We start from the raw sequence: 20,113 nt of genomic DNA, 5'->3' as shown, positions 1-20,113 counted from the left end.
GGATGAGCACTCCGGAACTATTGCCTCTTGCCTCTTGCCTCTTGCCTATCAATAAAACTTGAAATTTGAGAACCCTGTGTCTTTAGACCGGGGATGAAAAACAGAGACGGGGTTGACCCCGTCGTGTCCTCAGGGCTGTTTCATTCTAACAAAACCCAAAGCCTAGACCACTTGTTACGAAGCCATCTTTGGGCTTCGGTAATTGAGTCGAAGCCCAAAATTCGGAAAAGATTCAGAGCTACTGTGTTGAGAATAGAAAAGTTAGTAGTAGCTTGAGTGTCATTAAAAGAACAATGATCTTCCTGTAAAATCACATCTTTAATCCAATGCAATTTATTTTCGATTGCCCAGTGTCCTTTAATTTTATCAGCAAATACTTTAGCTGTTTCTGACAAGCTACTGATATAATAAGCAATATTAGTATAATTAGCATTTCCTCTTTTTCCTTGTCTAACTACTTTTATAAAACTCTTGACATCCCACCAATATAAGCAAAAATAAGCCGGAGGATCAAACACGTAAGTAGTGCGCTCAATTTCTCGGCCATGACTCTTGTCAATAGTGCAATTAACTGTAATTGGTGTTTGATGAGTACTAACATATTCTAGATAATTATAGAGTGTTTTTTGATTTTTTTTAACGGCAATAGTATAATGATTATTTGAGTCAATAATAGCTTGAGTAGTTGCTTTTTGGCAATGAAGAGCATCGAGAGTAAATACTTGATTCTGAAGGGGGCAAGTTCTTATAGCTCCTTGGACTTGGTGAATTTCTGAACTTTTCTTATTTTCAAGCGGTGCGACCCCGCGCTTTTTCAAAGCGCTAGGGAACGCGCACCAAGAGAAATAGTTTAAATTTAAAACTACCCCTGACTTCTGACTAAACAAAGAAACGATTACCACAAAATTTTGATAATTATTGTGACAATTATTAACAGTAATTCTTAAAGTTTTACCATCAATAGCTATCCAATCTCTTAAGGATTTATCAAAAGCAAACTGACTTGCCCACTGATTAAAAATCTCCAATAAATTTAAACAATCTACACAAGCGCATCACTCGTCGAATGGTTGAATAAGAAGGAACTCTCTCCGGGACAATATTTAAGGTAGTCAATAATAAGTCTTGATTAAATCTAGCAAAATATCCTAAAGCTCTATACCCAGTATATCCTTGCATGAGTCCGAGAATGATAATTAATAAAACCCTCCATAAAGGATGCCGTTGTCCTTGGAGTTTACGAAAGTCCTTGACTTTTTTGAGAGCTTGAATTAGGCTATTCATAGATAAACTTTTTATAATTAAATAGCGTTCGCTTTTATTTTACAGTATCGGCGAACGCTTTTTGTTTTGTTGATATCATTCGCTTTTTTATTCCGTTGCCCAAGCTTTTTGCGCTTAGAGAATTTAAGACTTTTTTAGGTTGAAATACTTAAATAATAAAAAAAGGGTGAAGCCGTTACTTCAAGGCGGTTTCAGAACCTCAGAAAAAATTTTTACATCGACAATGAAACAGCCCTGCGTCGTGTCCTGGCTATTTACCTCTTTGGCTCTCGATATATTTTTTGACTATTTCAGTACTGACTTGACCTGTTGACGCTACGAAATAGGTTGGAGTCCAAAGTGATGGTAATTTCTTCAAACTTGGAAACTCCTTTCTTAAATGATGAGAAGCTCGTCCTTTTATCCATCGCGCTATTTCAGCAGGAGATTCATGAGTTGGGGCATTGATAAATAGATGGACGTGGTCAGGCATTATTTCTAGGGCGATCAAGTTCCAACCATGTTCAGATACTAAACTAAATTGAAGATTATCTCTTGAAGTCGTCGAGCTACATGCTCTACTAGCACTGGCTTTCGACGTTTTGGCACAAAAACGAAATGATAGTTGATTGATGACAGAGATCCTTCGGTACGGCGGTATTCATGGTCTTTTGAGGATAATTTTGCCATTGTTCCCAATTTTTGTTGACGAGGGATGTAGTATCAATGATAATGGTATACAAAGAGGCGAAGCAAATTGTACAGAACAATACCGGTAAGAGCGACGTTTTCAGACGAAGAAAAGGCTTTTTGGGTCTTTCAATGCGAACAAGCAAATAGCTTGTATAATTGCGCCATATATTACGCCAAGCAAAAACATTATCAATGGCTACAAGACCAGGATGCTTACACTACTTTCTGGTGCAAAGATGAACTTAAATGTGGCTGGAAGACTTACAAATGTGCGACTAGGTATCCAGAACTAGATAAAGCTTTGAAGCTCAGTCCCCATTACAAAGGAATGGCGGCACAATCCGCTCAACAAACCTTAAAGACGGTAGGGGAAGCAATTGCTAGCTACAATCAGTTAGTCGGACTTTATTACAAAGGAAGTGTAGACAGGCCAAAATTTCCTAGATATAGGAAGAAAGGCGGCCTAGCGTCTGTTACTTTTCCAAGACAAGCCTTGACTTACAAAGAAGGTTTATTTTACCCATCTGTAAGCAAAGAAAGTAAGCCAGAATTACTAACCAAGATATCTCTTGAACTTCCTGATTTTATAGATTCAGATTGGGTAAAAGAAGTTACAATCCGCCCCTGTTACGGGCAGCTATGGATTGACTGGGTCATTGACGACGGAAAAAAACCAGTTTCTGTTAATAGCAAATTGGATTATTCTCAAGCCCTGGGTATAGATCATGGTGGAGACAACTGGCTCACCTGCGTGACCACCTTAGGTCAAAGTTTTATCATTGATGGAAAAAAACTTAAATCAATGAATCAGGGGCATGCCCGCTTAGTCGCTAAACACAAAGCTGGTAAATCGGATTTTTATTGGGATTCTAATCTTGATCGTATTCAATTAAAGCGCAACAACCAAATGCGCGACGCTATAAACAAGGCAGCTAGATTTATTGTAAATCGCTGCTTGGCTGACGGCATAGGAAACATTGTTTTCGGATGGAATGAAGGACAAAAACAACGCTCCAACATGGGAAGAAGTGGGAATCATAAAAATGTAATTATCCCCACTAAACGATTGATAGAAAGACTAAGACAGCTTTGTTCTGAATATGGAATTAAGCTAATAACGACTGAGGAGTCGTATACGAGTAAAGCGTCTTTCTTGGATGGAGATTCCTTGCCGAAATATGGTGAAAAACCCGCAGGATGGAACCCTTCCGGAAAAAGAGTTAGGCGTGGATTGTATAGAACAGCCTCAGGAAATTTGATCAACGCCGATACTAACGGCGCTGCCAATATCCTACGAAAAGTAACCACACAGTCCTTTGACATGACCAAGGTGGCTAGGGAAGCTTTGACACTTCCACATCGATACGATTTATTCAATTCCATGTCTAAATCATATCGATATAAAAGTGAAGAAGGACGGGTTTACCCTCCTTCGTAACATCCTTATAGAATCCCCCTCTTTTAAGTGGGGGAGATGTCAACCCTACCCAAATACTTTTTCAGCAAGCCCTAAGTAACTGATGGGCTGAACTTATTACCCAGTAATGATTTTAGCTTGCATGTCACCCCCCCCCAGGATTATTTGTCTTTCACTTGTGCTTTTTCAATGCAGGCCATCAGCTTTTGAGCGAAAACCTGAACATGAGGTTCTGTCACCATTGAGATATGGTCGCCTGGAACATCATAAATCTCCACTGGTTTAGAAGAAAATGGACTCCACCCGAAGTCCGGAAGACTCATGTTTTGAGGACGAAGAGATTCATATACCTCTTTTTTTATATTTTCTGGCTTAAGATTGTCTGGCTGTGGGTTAATAGACCGAAATAAAGTAATTGGAGTAGGGTAAACCTCCTCTGGAAAATAAGAACAAAGGTTATTTGTCTTCATAACTCTCAAAAAACCACGAAGTTGCTTAATCCCTGCTCCGGGCGGGTAAAAATTGATTTGTTGCAACTGTTTGTAGAGGTAGCTTAATTGATCATCTGGAGTTAGCTTTTCAAGTGCTTCGTAGGATACCTCTAGCTCTTTATCGAATAGATATCCTAGCAACTTACTAATGGCAACCATCCACATCGCATCATTCCAGCCTAGACTTGTCATCTTATTTCCAGGCTCTGGTGCAGTAGTATCTAGGATTGCTAGTAAAGCAACTTCCTGTCCCTGTTTTTGTAATTGTAGAGCCATTTCCAGAGCGACCTTTCCACCAAAAGAATGACCACCCAGTAGATAGGGTCCCTGAGGCTGAACTGATTGTATTTCTTGGATATTATGAGCAGCTATGTCCTCAACTCGGGTATAAGGCTCTGATTCTCCATCAAGACCAATAGCTTGCAAACCATAGAAGGGTTGTTCTGAACTTATATAGCGAGCTAAGTAAGAATAATAAACAACATTCCCTCCACCTCCAGGTACTAAGAAGAAAGGTCGCTTATTACCATTAGGTTTAATGGGAACGAGGGCAGACCAAGAAATAGAATCTGTTGACTCCTGGAGAATACTTGCAAGTTGTTCAATTGTCTGACCTTTGAAGATAGTAGCTAGGGGGAGATTTTTACCAAATTGCTTCTCAATCTGAGACATGAGACGAACAGCGATCAGGGAATGACCACCAAGGTCAAAGAAGTTGTCTTGAACCCCGATGGGATACACATTCAGAACTTCTGACCAAATTTGGGCGAGTTGACGTTCTACAGGATCGCGAGGTAGGATAAAATCTCCTTCCAACTTCGCTTCTGGTGCAGGTAAAGCCTTGCGATCGACCTTGCCATTGGGGGTTAAAGGTAAAGCTTCTAAAATGACAAAAGCTGATGGCACCATGTAGTCTGGCAATTTCTGTTGCACAAACTGATGTAACTCACTTTTACTGAGGGGGTTTTCTTCACTGACTATGTAAGCTACCAGCCGTTTATTACCTGGGTTGTCTTCCCGCGCCACCACTACCACTTGTGCAACCTGGGGATGGCTACTGAGTATGGCTTCGATTTCTCCCAACTCAATGCGGAAACCTCTGATTTTTACTTGATGGTCTATCCGACCGATAAATTCGATATTGCCATCTGGTAAGTAGCGAGCTAAATCTCCTGTTTTATATAATTTTGAGTTATGGTCAAAGGGGTTAGCGATAAATTTTTCTGCCGTTAATTCTGGACGGTTGAGGTAGCCTCTAGCTAATCCATCTCCGCCTATGTGTAGTTCTCCTGGTACTCCTATCGGTACTGGTTGAGTGTTGCTATCTAAAATGTAGATTTGAGTATTAGGAATAGGACTACCAATAGAAGGTTCAGTCTTAGTTCCCTTTTCTAACAAAGTAAATGTGGAATATGTTGTATCTTCTGATGGACCGTAAAGATTGTATACACCCTGAACACTTTCCTGCTGGTATAGTTTTTGTACCAGTTGATTTGTAAACACTTCACCAGCTAGGTTAATTATTTTTACATTTGAAGGTATAGCCTTGATTCTTAAAAGTTCAGTAACTGCCGAAGGAACTGTATTAATTAGAGTTACTTTATATGCCTTTTTAACATTAGGTAAATCTAAGGCATTCTTGGCCAGAATTACTTGACAACCACAACTTAATGTCGCAAATATTTCAAAAATAGATAAGTCAAAACAGATAGAGGTAGAGGCTAATACACCAGCAAGTTGCTCGATTGTAAATATCTTTTTAGCCCAATTGCATAAAGCTACTGGACTATGATGTTCAATGGCAACTCCTTTGGGCTTACCTGTAGACCCAGAAGTATAGATTACATAAGCCAAATTCTCTGCTGTTACCTTACTGGGAAGATTTTGAATACCTTGATTAGCAATAGTTTCCCAATCATTATCCAAACACACTACCTCAGCTTGATGTTCTGGCAAGGATGCTACTAATGACTGCTGAGTCAGCAATACTGACACTCCTGCATCAGATAGCATATAAGCTAAACGTTCCGATGGATAATTTGGGTCTAATGGTACATAAGCTCCTCCGGCTTTGAGTATGGCTAATAATCCTACTACCATCTCTACTGAACGCTCTACACATATTCCCACTAGCGTTTCTGGAGCTACTCCCAATTTTTGCAAGTAATGGGCTAGTTGATTGGCTTTAGTATTTAATTGGGAGTAAGTTAAACTTTGCTGTTCAAAGACCACTGCTACTGCATCTGGTGTTTTCTCTACTTGCTCTTCAAATAACTGATGGATACATTTATCTCTAGGATAATCTGTTTTAGTGTTGTTCCACTCCACCAATATCTGATGTAGCTCTGATGGTTTCATTAGTGGCAACTGCAATACTTTCTGTTCGGGATTTGCCACCACTGCTTCTAACAAATTCTGGAAATGTCCCATCATTCGAGCTATTGTCTCTGGCTCAAAGATATCGGTGCTGTAAACACAATAAGCTTCTATACCAGATGAAACTTCCCAACAGTGAACTTCCAAATCGAATCTAGTGAAATCAAAGTCAAATTCCATTTCACTTACCCTTAAGCCTGGTAGATTCCAAGCCTCCATTTTGTTATTCTGGAGAGCAAACATCACCTGTACTAAAGCGTTATGACTTAAGTTTCGTTCCGTTTGCAATTCCTCCAGTAGCTTTTCAAAGGGTAAATCTTGGTAATTGTAAGCGTCTAACGTAGTTTTTCGTACTCGTTCTAATAATTTTCTGAAGGTAGGGTTATCTGACAAGTTAGCCCGCAAAACAAGGGTATTAACAAACATACCAATTAATGGTTCTATTTCCCTTCGATTGCGGTTGGCAATGGGAGAACCCACTACTAGATCGGACTGACCACTGTAGCGCGATAGTAAAACAAAAAATGCAGTCAGCAGAGTCATAAATAATGTGCTTCCTGACTCTTGGCTTAACTGTCTCAGTTTTTGAGTTAAATTGGAGTCAAGCTGAAAATACTCCATCCCACCTTTAAAAGTAGGTTCAGTAGGACGAGGGTAGTCGGTAGGAATATCCAGAATAGGGGAAATTCCAGACAACTGTTTTTTCCAGTAATTCAGTTGTTTCTCAAGGACTTCTCCTGTCAACCATTCTCGTTGCCAGCTAGCAAAGTCCGCGTATTGGATGGGCAACTCTGGTAAAGCCGATGGCTTTCCTTGAGCAAAAGCCTCATACAGAGTTGATAACTCTCTAACTAAAATTCCCAAAGACCAACCATCAGAGATAATATGATGCATGTTTATCAGCAACACATGATGTTCTGACTCTAGTTGCAACAAAGTAACTCGTAGCACTGGACTGTTAGCTATGTCAAAAGTTGCCATAGCTTCCTGTCTGACTAATTTTTTAACCTTTTCTGACTGCTGGTAAGTCGAGTCACCACTTTGCAAATCTACCACAGTCAGTGGCAGTTCCATTACAGGATCAACTATCTGTACGGGTTGTCCATTTATTTCGGGGAAACTAGTTCTTAAAGTTTCATGGCGTTGGATGATTTCTTTCAGGCTTTGCTCCAAAGCTACAACGTTTAAAGGCCCCTTCAGGTTTAAGGCAATTGGCTGATTATAGGAAGAGTTATCAGGAAATAGCTGCTTGAGAAACCATAACCTTTCCTGAGCAAAAGATAAGAGCAACTTACCATCCCTAGGAATTTGTTTAATAGTCGTTGCTAATGATTCTTGAGTTGTGTGAGCTTTCCGCAGAAACTCTATGATTTCTGTTTTGCGCTCAACCATATCTTGTCTCATTTCTGGTGTGATTACTCCCTTCGGAGCATGACAACCTAATTGCCCTTTATCTATCCAAAGTTTGACCCCTAGATTTTGCAGGTATGATACAAATTCAAATGTTTTCATAATAAAAATGCCTCATGTTCTTTTGTTTCAGAAATTAATGAAGTCTGATTTTGAGCAACTTGATGCAGCACTTCAAGGTTCTGGGCAATGTCAGCAATAGTAGGGGACTCAAATAAATCCTGCAAAGTCACTTCCTTCTCAAAAGCTTGTTGTATCCTAGACACAACTTGAGTAGCTAGCAAAGAATGCCCCCCCAATTCAAAGAAGTTATCGTGTATTCCCACCTTTTCTATTCCCAACACTTCTTGCCAAATCTCTGCTAATGCCTTCTGTGTCTCCGTCTGGGGAGCTACATACTCCGTTGACACACTACTAGCCACATCCGGTACAGGCAATGCCTTACGGTCTACCTTACCGTTAGGAGTCAGAGGCAGTTGCGACAACACCATCAACCCCGATGGCACCATATACTCTGGCAACCGCGACTGTAGATACTCTCTCAACTGCGGTATCAGTTCCTTTCTGAACTGGGAACTCAAAGGATTATTCCCATAATTACTCCAGTTAGCTGCTACCACCGATTTTTGAGTTAGGGGTGTTAACACTATCCCTTCTTTGGCTAACTCACTGCGCACAAATACCCCATCCATCAATTCCGGACTACCTTGTCCAGACCAACACAACTCTAAGCTATACCCTAAAGATGCACTTAGTTCATATAACCTCTCTGGGTCAATGCTCTTGGTTTCCTTTGACTCTAAAAACTGCCTCAACTGCTGCACATTCTGTTTTGATTCTGGCTGTGATAGCAACTCTACCAACTCTACATCATTAGCTACTCTGCCATTGACTAAACCACTAAAGCAAATTGATTCTGGCCCTTTGTCTCGCAGATAAGTTTCTATCTGTTGAACACTCAGAGCCGCTCCACTTTCTACAGTCGGTGTTATTACTTTTCCTGGTTGTGCCTCTATGTGCAACAGCACGCTATAGCGATATTTGTTCAGTTCATTGTGTTCTGTTCCCCTCTGTAAACGGATTTGTACATGAGTTATTTCTGGATGTTTTTCTTTGAGAGCTACAAACAACTCTGGTGACACTAACAACTCGGTTTCCTGCTCCATTTTTATGTCTATCTTTTGCTTGAGTTGTTGGCACGACAGTGAGGGAGTTGCTTGATACAGCTGCACCGAACTGTGAAAGGCTTTCATTAATGGCCTACTCCGGATATCCCCTAAGAAAATCATCCCTCCTGGTTTGACTACCCGGATACTGTTTTCTATTACTTGCAACAGATACTCCACACTAGGGAAATACTGGACTATTGAACTCAGTAGCACTACATCGAAACTGTTATCTGGTATATCAGCCATGTCTTCAGCTCGTTTCTGTGCTAAGGAGACATGACTATATTTGTCTGGTTCCTGTTCTATTTGTTGTTTGATGTATTCTAATGAGACCTTGGAGATATCTGTGCCTAAATATTTTTGTGTCTGGGGTGCAATTTGAAATAGCAGCATTCCTGTGCCACAACCTATTTCCCACACACTCTCTGGTTTCTGGGCTAATACTTGGCTAACAATATCCCCTGCCCAGATGCGCATTTGCTCTACTGGTATGGCTTGGTTGTCATAGTTACTTAACCACCCTTGATTATTGAATAGTGGGTCACTTACTTCACTGAGTTGATTATAGATTTGTTGGTTGAATATGTTTTGCCAACTGTCTACTTGAGTTTCTGATAGTTCGGGGTTGGTGGTGGTGGTAGTTTGAGTTTCGGGTACTATGTATGCTACTAAACGTTTATCTCCTGGATTGTCTTCTCTTGCTACTACTACTGTTTCTTTGACTTGAGGGTATGAATTGATAACTGCTTCTATTTCTCCTGTTTCGATGCGGAAACCTCGGATTTTTACTTGGTGGTCTATTCTACCCAAGAATTCGATGTTCCCATCCCCTAAGTAGCGAGCCAAATCCCCTGTCTTATATAGTTTTGACTTTTGACTTCCCAACTTCTTAGGGAGGGGTGGGTTTACTTTTGAGTCCTCAAAAGGGTTGGGAATAAATTTGGAGGCTGTGAGTTCGGGGCGGTTGTGGTAGCCTCTGGCTAAACCATCTCCTCCGATGTGGAGTTCTCCTGCTACTCCTATGGGGACTGGTTGCAAATTTCTATCCAAAATATATACTTTGGTATTGGATATTGGCTTACCAATAGGTGGTGCAATACTGCCCTCCTGACCTGAAACTACCAACCCAGAGGTTGTAACAACTGTATTCTCTGTCGGACCATAGTTATTAAATACACAGAATGGTAAAGCTGCCGATGGGTAATTGTGCAGTTTGTCTCCTCCTGTGAGTACAGTTCTCAATTCTGTTTCTGCTGACCATTCTAAGGAACACAAATTCTCCAATAGAGGTGTGGGCACAAAACTAATTGTTATTTGTTCTGAGATTAGCCAATTTCTGAGTGCTTCTGGAGACAGACGAGTTTCTGAGTTTACTACATGTAAGCCAGCACCTGCACTCAGGTAAGGCCAGATTTCCCAGACAGAGGCATCAAAACCTACTCCTGCTATTTGAGACGCTCTGTCTGATGATTTGACTTCAAAAGTACGTTGATGCCAGAACACTAGATTTAATAATCCTTGATGGGGAATAGTTACTCCTTTTGGTTTACCCGTCGAACCTGAAGTATAGATAACGTAAGCTAACTGATTAGCTGTTACTTGATTTTCGGGTATTTGCTGACTCTGTTGATTAATAATTTCTTCATCTGTATCCAAACAAATCACAGTTTCTATGGTTTCCGATAGATGATGCTGCCATTTCTGTTGAGTCAGTAGTATAGAGAGTTGTGCATCTTCTATCATGTAATTGAGACGCGAAGTTGGATAATTTTGGTCTAATGGCACATAAGCTCCTCCGGCTTTGAGTATGGCTAATAAACCTACTACCATCTCTACTGAACGCTCTACACATATACCGACTAGCATTTCTGGAACTACTCCCAATTTTTGCAAGTAATGGGCTAGTTGATTGGCTTTGCTATTTAATTGAGAATAGGTTAGCTTTTGCTCCTCAAATACTACTGCTATTGCGTCTGGGGTTTTCTCTACTTGTTCTTCAAATAACTGATGGATACATTTGTCTTTTGGGTAATCTGTTATGGTATCGTTCCACTCTACCAGTATCTGGTCTAGCTCTTTCTGTGTCATTAATGGCAACTGACTAATAGGTCGCTCGGTTGTCTCTACTGCTGCTTTGAGTAAGTTTTGATAATGTGACAGCATCCTGCTAATAGTTTCGGCTTCAAACAAGTCTTGGTTATAGGCACAGAATCCTTTGATTTCCTCTCCTACTTGGGATAGATGTAACTCTAAGTCAAACCTCACTGTCATCTCAGCTCCTGCCCCTTCATACCAACCTACTTCTAAGTTAGGTAAGCTAAAGGATGGTTTGAAGATTTCCGACTGCTGCACCGCAAACATCACCTGAAATAAGGGGTTTTGCGATAGTGCCCGTTCTGGTTGCAACTCTTCTACCAATTTCTCAAAGGGTATGTCTTGGTGACTATAAGCTTCTAGAGCTGTTTGTTTAACCCTGTTTAATACCTCTGTAAAACTAGGGTCTCCTCCCAGGTCTGTGTACATGACTAGGGAGTTGACAAAGAAACCTATCAACCCTTCTATTTCTGAGCGGTTGCGGTTAGCTATGGGTGTTCCTACTGCTATACTTTCTTGACCACTGTAACGAGACAGCAATACTTTGAATACTGCTAACAGGGTCATAAATAGGGTAGTTCCCTGCTTTTGGGTCAGTTGTTTAACTTTTGATGTTAGTGCTGCTGGTATGTTTATGGGTATACCTGCTCCATTAAAAGTTTCAACTGCGGGTCGGGGATGGTCTGTGGGTAGTTGTAGTTGAGGTAAGTCAAGGAGCTTTTGCTTCCAATAGTTGAGTTGGGTTTCTAGGGTTTCACCTTGTAAGTAGTTCCTTTGCCACACTGCAAAGTCGGCATATTGTATGGGTAGCTCTGGTAATGGGGATGGTTGGTCTTCCAGTGTGGCAGTGTAAATAGCCGAGAGTTCTTTGGGTAATACTGTGAGCGACCAGCCATCAGAAGCGATGTGATGTAATGTGATTTGCAGTATGTGTTCTGTTGTTCCTAGTTGATACAACTGAGCCCGTATGGGGGGGTCTACTTCTAGATTGAATGAAAGTTCATTTTCTTGTTGGAGTAGTTGTTGTAATTTGGTGGTAGCTTCTGATGGTGTTAACCCACTTAGGTCAATTATGGGTAGTTCTAATTCAAAGGGGGGTTTAATTATTTGTGCTGCTGTGCCGTTGATTTCACTGAAGGTGGTTCTCAGGGTTTCATGGCGAGCAATGATTTGGTTGATACTTTTTTGCAGGGCTACATAGTCTAGTTTACCTACTAGATGTAGGATTAATGGCATATTGTAGGCGTTGCTACTCAAGGCCATTTTTTCAATAAACCATAACCTTTGTTGTGCATAGGATAATGGGATAACTTGCTCCCTAGAAATCATTGGAATAGCTTGACTTTCCTTGGCAGTTGGGAGCAACTGCTGCTGTCGGAGCTTTTCCAATACCTGTTCTCGTTGTTTTGGCGAAAGATTAGCCAAACGTTTTTTTATATCATTCATTATTGATCAACCTCAGCTAAAATTTGTTCAAGTATATTACTGTCTACTTGTTGCAATTGTTGTTCAACTAAAACTTCTGCTAGTTGAACGATAGTAGGATTTTCAAATAACCTACTGATAGGTAACTCCACTTGAACAGTATTTTGCACCCGAGACACAACCTGAGTTGCCAGCAGAGAATGGCCACCCAATTCAAAGAAGTTATCATGTATCCCTACCTTTTCTATTCCCAACACTTCTTTCCAAATCTCTGCTAATACCTTCTGTGTCTCTGTTTCAGGAGCTACATACTCTGTTGACACACTACTTGCATCCAGTGCAGGCAAAGCCTTACGGTCTATCTTACCATTGGGAGTCAGTGGCAGTTGTGATAACATCATCAACCCTGATGGCAGCATATACTCTGGCAACTGCGACTCCAGATACTCTCTCAACTGTGCTATCAGTTGCTTCCCTAGATACGAACTCAAGGGATTATTCCCATTACCTGTTACAACCGATTCTTGATTCAATAGTTGTAAGTCATAAGGGCTAACTGTTTCTGTTTCCGCAAATAACCTTTGATAAAAAGGAGTTTGCTTAAACTGTTGTTTCCAGTGATAAGAAATGTGTTCAAAATCAATATATTCTCCTTGTTGCCTGATAATACGTCCTTGGATAGCATAATCTGGATTCAAATTATTATCGCCAAGCTTTCGGCTACAAACAGCTTCTATCACATCTCCTTCACTCACATCAATACCAGGCTCAAACACTGGAAAATAAACTGGTAACCAAGAATGCTCATGTTCGATAATATCTATACACTCACTCTCAATAGTATGCAAATTTAACCAGACCATAAAACCATCTAATCTGCCTGATTTTTCTATCTTTAACTGAATTTGATGAGTCAAATCTGTATCTAAAGATTTAGTAAAGTCTAAATCCTCAAATATTTCTCGATTGGAAAGTAAATTTGCTTGAGGAAATCCTTTAATACAAACCCGTAAATCAAAAGGATACCCAACCTGTTCAAAAATTTTCTGGGTATAATAACCAGAAACCTTTGTGAATCTGGGTTGATTGAGTAATGCTTTTGGAAGAGTTACTGCTGCAATCTTAGTCACACTTCTTTCGGGAATCATCGCACCGTCTGGCTTCAAAAACCTTCTGGCATTATTAATAATTACTGCTGCTCCTTCAGAACCACCTATTGCTCCCACAATTTCCGAAACACATACATCCGCTAACTCTGGTAGGTTAACCGTCATCGCATCTCCATGTATGATTTCAATCTGTGCCGATAATCCCAACTTATCCACGCAAGCTTTAGCTAACTGACTGGTTTCTCGATCTCTCTCAATAGCATAGATTTTATTAGCTCCTGCTTGGGCACAAAATCTCGCCAAAATAGCATCCTTACCTGTACCAATTTCTACCACTACTCGATCTTTAACAAGTTGATTAATTGCCACTTGATAACTTTGGTTTCGACGATGGTCATTAGTCATCGCATAGTACAATAACTCATCATAAACATAGTATTCTGCTATTGATGGCCAAAGTTCTATGCCTTTCATCTTCTGGATATTTTGTTCCAATTCTGGTTCGGGAACAAAATATGCTACCAACCGCTTGTTCCCTGGAGTATCTTCCCTGTCGATTACTACAGCTTGTTGGACTTGGGGATGCCTCCTGAGAACTGATTCAATTTCTCCAGGTTCAATTCGGAAACCTCGTATCTTCACCTGATTATCTATGCGACCAATAAACTCAATATTTCCATCCGGTAAGTAACGAGCTAAATCTCCTGTTTTGTACAGCCTCTCCTCGGTTAAATTCCTCAAAGGATGGGAAATAAATTTTTCCTGTGTTAATTGAGGTTGGTTAAGATAGCCACGAGCTAAACTAACACCACCTATATAAATTTCACCAGCTACTCCTATGGGAACTGGTTGTAAATTCCTGTCTAGGATGTAGATTTGAGTATTGCTGATCGGCCTACCTATAGCTGGCACAGAACACTCTGGTGAGCATTCGGCCATGGTGGCACAGACTGTTGATTCTGATGGTCCGTAGGCGTTAACAAATTGTCGCCCCACAGACCACTGGGATATTAGCTCTGGTGGGCAAGCTTCTCCTGCTACCACTATGGTCTTTAAATCAGGTAATTCCTCTTTGGGCATCACTGCCAGAGCTGAGGGGGGTATGGTGATATGGGTGATTTTTTTCGACTGCAACCACTGACTCAGACCAGCTCCAGGCATTAAGGTATCTCGGCTGCCCATATACAAACTGGCTCCTGAACCTAAAGCCATGACTATTTCCCAGATAGAGGCATCGAAACTTAATGATGCGAACTGAAGCACTCTACTGTTTGAGTTGACTTGAAACGCTTGAATTTGAACTGTAACCAGATTACACAGTCCCTTGTGTTCTACCAATACTCCTTTCGGTTTACCTGTGGAACCTGATGTATAAATTATGTATGCTAAATTTTGGGGGCTGACTTCACTCTTGACTTTTTCTGGTGTTTCAGTTGCAATTTTTTCCCAATCTCTATCTAAAAAAACTACTTTGGCTTGATGTTGAGGGAGTTGAGCTAATAATTGTTGTTGAGTTAGTAACACTGACACTTGGGAGTCACCGAACATATACTCCAGGCGTTCTTGGGGATAGGCCGGGTCTAATGGCACATAAGCTCCTCCCGCTTTGAGTATGGCTAATAAACCTACTATCATTTCTACTGAACGCTCTACACAGATACCCACTAAGGTTTCTGGAACTACTCCCAATTTTTGCAAATAATGGGCTAGTTGATTAGCTTTGCTATTTAATTGAGAATAGGTCAGCTTTTGCTCTTCAAATACTACTGCTATTGCATCTGGGGTTTTCTCTACTTGTTCCTCAAATAACTGATGGATACATTTGTCATTTGGGTAATCTGTTTTCGTATTGTTCCATTCCACCAGTATTTGGTCTAACTCTGCCTCTGTCATTAATGGCAACTGGCTGATGGGTCGCTCGGTCGTCTCTACTGCTGCTGATAGTAAGTTTTCATAATGTGACACCATGGGACTAATTGTTTCGGCTGAGAACAAGTCTCGGTTGTAAGCACATAATCCTTTGATTTCTTCTCCTACTGGCCACAGATGTAACTCTAAGTCCATCCGCACTGTCATCTCAGCTCCTGTCCCTTCATACCAACCTACATCTAAATTCGGCAGGCTAAAGGATGGTTTGAATATTTCCTCCTGCTGCACCGCAAACACTACTTGAAATAACGGGTTTTGCGATAGTACCCGCTCTGGTTGCAACTCTTCTACCAACTTCTCAAAGGGTATATCTTGGTGAGAGTATGCTTCTAGAGCTGTTTGTTTGACTCGGTTTAATACTTCTGTGAAACTTGGGTTTCCTCCTAGGTCTGTGTACATGACTAGGGAGTTGACAAAGAAACCTATCAATCCTTCTATTTCACTGCGGTTGCGGTTAGCTATGGGTGTTCCTACTGCTATACTTTCTTGACCACTGTAACGAGATAACAATACTTTGAATACTGCTAACAGGGTCATAAATAGGGTAGTTCCCTGCTTTTGGGTGAGTTGTTTAACTTTTGATGTTAGTGCTGCTGGTATGTTTATCGGTATACCTGCTCCATTAAAAGTTTGAACTGGGGATCGAGGGTGGTCTGTGGGTAGTTGTAACTGAGATAAATTTTGAAGCTTTTGCTTCCAATAGTTGAGTTGACTTTCGAGGGTTTCACCTTGTAAGTAGTTCCTTTGCCACACTGCAAAGTCGGCATATTGTATGGGTAGCTCTGGTAATGGGGATGGTTTCTCGAACAGTGTAGCAGTGTAAATAGCTGAGAGTTCTTTGGGTAACACTGTCACTGACCAGGCATCGGAAGCTATGTGATGTAATGTGATTTGCAGTATGTGTTCTGTTGTTCCTAATTGAAACAACTGAGCCCGTATGGGGGGGTCTATTTCTAGATTGAATGAAAGTTCATTTTCTTGTTGGAGTAGTTGTTGTAGTTTGGTGGTAGCTTCTGATGGTGTTAATCCACTTAGGTCTTTTCTGGGTAGTTCTAATTCAAAGGGGGGTTTAATTATTTGTACTGGTGTGCCATTGATTTCACTGAAGGTGGTTCTCAGGGTTTCATGGCGAGCAATGATTTGGTTGATACTTTTTTGCAGGGCTACATAGTCTAGTTTACCTACTAGATGTAGGGTTAATGGCATATTGTAGGCGTTGCTACTCAAGGCCATTTTTTCTATAAACCATAGCCTTTGTTGTGCATAGGATAATGGGATAACTTGCTCCCTAGAAATTGATTGAATGGAACTAGCTACAGATTTATGAGTTATTTGTACTTCTCGAAGAAACTCTAAAATTTCTGTCTTGCGCTCCACTAGATTCCGTTTTAGCTCTGCTGTCATTACTCCCTTGGGAGCATAACATTCCAGTTGCTCTTGCTCTATCCAAAGTTTAACACCCATATTTTGCAGGTAAGAAATAAAATTAACTGTTTTCATAACACAAATCTCTCATATTCTTCTGTTTCTGAAATTAACGTAGTCTTATCTTGGGGTAGCTGACGCAGCACTTCAATATTTTTAGCTATGCCAGCAATAGTTGGTGACTCCAATAAACGCTGTAAAGTCAGTTCATTCCCAAAAGCCTGACGGCAGCGAGACACAACTTGAGTTGCCTTCAAAGAATGGCCACCCAAATCAAAGAAGTTATCGTGTATTCCCACCTGTTCTATACCCAACACTTCTGCCCAAATTTCTGCTAATACCTTCTGTGTCTCCGTCTCAGGAGCCACAAACTCTGTTGACGCACTAATAGCTAAATCTGGTGCTGGTAAAGCCTTGCGGTCTACCTTGCCATTGGGAGTCAGAGGCAGCTGTGATAACGGTATAAACCTACTAGGTATCATATATTCCGGCAACTGCCCTTTCAGATACTGTTTCACTTTATCTATTTGTTCTGTCTCTGATACTTCTGGAGTTTCACTTTCTAGCACTATATAAGCTACTATACTTTTATTGCCAGAGTTATCTTCTGTTGCTAATACTACTGTTTCTTTGACTGTATTATGTTGAGTTAGGGTAGCTTCTATTTCTCCGGTTTCAATACGATATCCTCTAATTTTTACCTGATGGTCAATTCGACCTATAAATTCGATGTTGCCATCTGGTAGATAACGTCCTAAGTCTCCAGTTTTATATAATCTTGTGGCTTGTGACTTGTCAAAGGGGTTGACTATAAATTTCTCGGCTGTGAGTTCGGGGCGGTTGTGGTAGCCTATTGCTAAACCATCTCCTCCAATGTGTAGTTCTCCTGCTACTCCTATGGGCACTGGTTGCAAATTTCTATCCAAAATATATACTTTGGTATTGGATATTGGCTTACCGATGGGTGGTGTAATACTACCTCCTTGACCTGAAACTACTAACCCAGATGTAGTCGCAACTGTATTCTCTGTCGGACCATAAATATTAAACACACGGAATGGTAAGGTTGCTGATGGATACTGGCGCAGCTTGTCTCCTCCTGTAAATACAATTCTCAATTCTGCTTCTAGAGGCCATTCTAAGGAACACAAGTTTTCTAATAGAGGTGTAGGCACAAAACTAATCGTTATTTTCTTTGAGACTAACCAATCTCTCAGCGCTTCTGGAGATAGGATAGTTTCTGAGTTAACTAAGTGTAAGCAAGCTCCTGCACTTAGACAAGGCCAAATTTCCTCAACCGAGGCATCAAAAGCTACTCCTGCTATTTGCGAGACTCTGTCTGATGATTTGACTTCAAAAGTTCGTTGATGCCAGAATACTAAATTTAACAATCCTTGATGAGGAATAGTTACTCCTTTTGGTTGACCCGTCGAACCCGAAGTATAGATAACGTAAGCTAACTGATTAGCTGTTACCTGATTTTCGGGCATTTGCTGACTCTGTTGATTAATAATTTCGGAGTCTGTATCCAAACAAATCACAGATGCTTTTGTGTCCGATAGATGATGTTGCCATTTTTCTTGAGTCAAGATGATGGATAGTTGTGCATCTTCTACCATGTAATTGAGACGCGAAGTTGGATAATTCGGGTCTAATGGTACATAAGCTCCTCCTGCTTTAAGTATGGCTAATAAACCTACTACCATCTCTCCTGAACGCTCTACACATATTCCCACTAGGGTTTCTGGAACTACTCCCAATTTTTGCAAGTAATGGGCTAGTTGATTGGCTTTGTTATTTAATTGGGAATAGGTCAGCTTTTGTTGTTCAAATACTACTGCTATTGCATCTGGTTTTTTTTCGACCTGTTCCTCAAATAACTGATGGATACATTTGTCTTTTGGGTAATCTGTTTTGGTATTGTTCCACTCCACCAGTATTTGGTCTCGCTCTGCCTCTTTAATTAAAGGTAGTTGCCCTAACTTAATATTTGGTTTTACCACCATTGCTTCTAGCAAAGTTTGTAGATGTCCCAACATCCTAGCAATAGGATCTGCTTCAAAATAACTTGTATCATAGCTAATATTCAATAATAAATCTTCATTTATTACTCCTGTTATGACGCTCAGGGGATAGTTAGTTTGACTAAAACTATCTATCTTTGCTATCTTTAGATTGCTATCCCACTGCTCCCAAGAAATACCAGGATAGTTTTCAAAAACCAAAATGCTTTGAAATAAAGGTATTCCTGCTGGTATTTCACTTAGCCGTTGAATCTCAACTAAGTGGCTGTAGGAATATTCCTGTAACTGCAACTGTTTTTGGTTTAACTGCTGTAACCAAGGAATTAACTGGACTTGTGAGGAAACTTGCACCCGCAATGGTAAGGTATTCATAAACAGCCCCACCATCTTTTCTACTCCCAACAAATTACCTGGACGACCAGATACCCCTACCCCAAAGAGTACCTCTGATTCCCCACTATAGCGACTTAGTAGCAAAGCCCAAGCTGCTTTAAGTAAAGTAGCCATAGTCAGACGGTGCTCTCTAACTAAGAATTGGAGAGCTTTAGTTGTTGTCTGTCCTAAATTGATTTGCTCTTCTTGATAAGAGGAGGAATGTTGCCGTCGCTGTTGTTGGCTTCTTTCTACTACTAACGGGGTGGGAGTAGTAAACCCTTGCAAACTTTGTCGCCAAAATTCTTCTGCTGCCTCTTGATTTTGCTGTTGTAACCAGAGAATATAATCTTGGTAAGGAGGTACAGGTGGTAGGTTGCATCTCTTACCTTGATTATAAGATTCGTAGCAACTCAGAACTTCTTTGACAATTATAGGGGAGCACCAACCATCTACAAGGATATGGTGGACACTCCAAATCAGTTTACAAGTTTGATTTCCTAGCCTAATCAATGTACATCGCATCAGAGGTGCTTGATTCAGTTGAAAACCTTTCTCGCGGTCTTCCCTCAAAAATTCTTCTAGTTTTTGCTGTTGCTCTGTTGAGGACAAATCTTGCCAATCTAAATAGCTCCAAGGTAAATCTACCTGTTTTCTCACCACTTGTAAAGGTTGTTTACGACCCTCCCAAACAAACATGGTACGTAAAACTCCATGTCGTTGTACTACTTGTTGCCATGACTGTTTTAAGGTCTCTTGATTGACTTGACCAGAGAGTGTTAGTAAAATCTGCTCCAAGTAAACACCGGAATTGGGGTCGGAAAGGGTGTGAAACAGGAGCCCTTCTTGCATAGGAGAAAGGGGATAGATCGACTCAATATTATTTTTTTTTTGATATTTTTGTGATCCTACCATT

Annotated in this window: 5 protein-coding genes and 2 pseudogenes; 1 reads left to right on the top strand and 6 read right to left on the bottom strand. The window is 40.6% G+C overall.

Annotated elements, in window-relative coordinates; all coding sequences use genetic code 11:
* Nucleotides 1–140: 140 nt before the first annotated feature.
* Together F6K63_RS14520 and tnpA are read right to left on the bottom strand one after the other, a co-directional pair.
* Nucleotides 141–1,284, bottom strand: a pseudogene (locus F6K63_RS14520) (ISAs1 family transposase).
* Nucleotides 1,285–1,534: 250 nt separating this feature from the next.
* Nucleotides 1,535–1,953 (bottom strand): annotated as a pseudogene (gene tnpA, locus F6K63_RS14515) (IS200/IS605 family transposase).
* A 67-nt stretch (nucleotides 1,954–2,020) separates the two neighbouring features.
* Between tnpA and F6K63_RS14510 the strand changes: the two are divergent.
* Complete coding sequence (locus F6K63_RS14510) at nucleotides 2,021–3,394, top strand: RNA-guided endonuclease InsQ/TnpB family protein (RefSeq protein ID WP_287312494.1); 1,374 nt, start codon at nucleotides 2,021–2,023, stop codon at nucleotides 3,392–3,394.
* A gap of 140 nt (nucleotides 3,395–3,534) precedes the next feature.
* On the opposite strand, the gene F6K63_RS14505 is transcribed toward F6K63_RS14510, so the two are convergent.
* The 4 genes from F6K63_RS14505 to F6K63_RS14490 are packed head-to-tail and all read right to left on the bottom strand — an operon-like array spanning nucleotide 3,535 to nucleotide 20,112.
* On the bottom strand, nucleotides 3,535–7,752 hold the full coding sequence (locus tag F6K63_RS14505; RefSeq protein ID WP_287312493.1) for a non-ribosomal peptide synthetase: 4,218 nt from the start codon (nucleotides 7,750–7,752) through the stop codon (nucleotides 3,535–3,537).
* Nucleotides 7,749–12,359: a non-ribosomal peptide synthetase gene (locus F6K63_RS14500; RefSeq protein ID WP_287312492.1), complete on the bottom strand. Its 4,611-nt coding sequence runs from the start codon at nucleotides 12,357–12,359 to the stop codon at nucleotides 7,749–7,751. Before F6K63_RS14500 ends, F6K63_RS14505 begins: the two co-directional genes overlap by 4 nt.
* The gene (locus tag F6K63_RS14495) at nucleotides 12,359–16,876 is read right to left on the bottom strand and encodes a non-ribosomal peptide synthetase (RefSeq protein WP_287312490.1); all 4,518 of its coding nucleotides are present in this window, start codon (nucleotides 16,874–16,876) and stop codon (nucleotides 12,359–12,361) included. Before F6K63_RS14495 ends, F6K63_RS14500 begins: the two co-directional genes overlap by 1 nt.
* Entirely contained in the window at nucleotides 16,873–20,112 is a 3,240-nt protein-coding gene (locus tag F6K63_RS14490; protein WP_287312489.1) for a non-ribosomal peptide synthetase, read from the bottom strand. The genes F6K63_RS14495 and F6K63_RS14490 overlap by 4 nt, the downstream gene beginning before the upstream one ends.
* Between the last annotated feature and the right edge of the window lies 1 nt (nucleotide 20,113).

It is taken from the genome of Moorena sp. SIO1G6, from assembly GCF_010672795.1.
In the GTDB taxonomy this organism is placed as follows: Bacteria; Cyanobacteriota; Cyanobacteriia; order Cyanobacteriales; family Coleofasciculaceae; genus Moorena; species Moorena producens.
This window is presented reverse-complemented; position numbering and strand designations above follow the sequence as displayed.

What these genes read in the sequence shown, in the direction of transcription:
- F6K63_RS14505 (WP_287312493.1), bottom strand. Translation starts at nt 7,752, where the DNA reads ATGAAAACATTTGAATTTGTATCATACCTGCAAAATCTAGGGGTCAAA.
- F6K63_RS14500 (WP_287312492.1), bottom strand. Translation starts at nt 12,359, where the DNA reads ATGAATGATATAAAAAAACGTTTGGCTAATCTTTCGCCAAAACAACGA.
- F6K63_RS14495 (WP_287312490.1), bottom strand. Translation starts at nt 16,876, where the DNA reads ATGAAAACAGTTAATTTTATTTCTTACCTGCAAAATATGGGTGTTAAA.
- F6K63_RS14490 (WP_287312489.1), bottom strand. Translation starts at nt 20,112, where the DNA reads ATGGTAGGATCACAAAAATATCAAAAAAAAAATAATATTGAGTCGATC.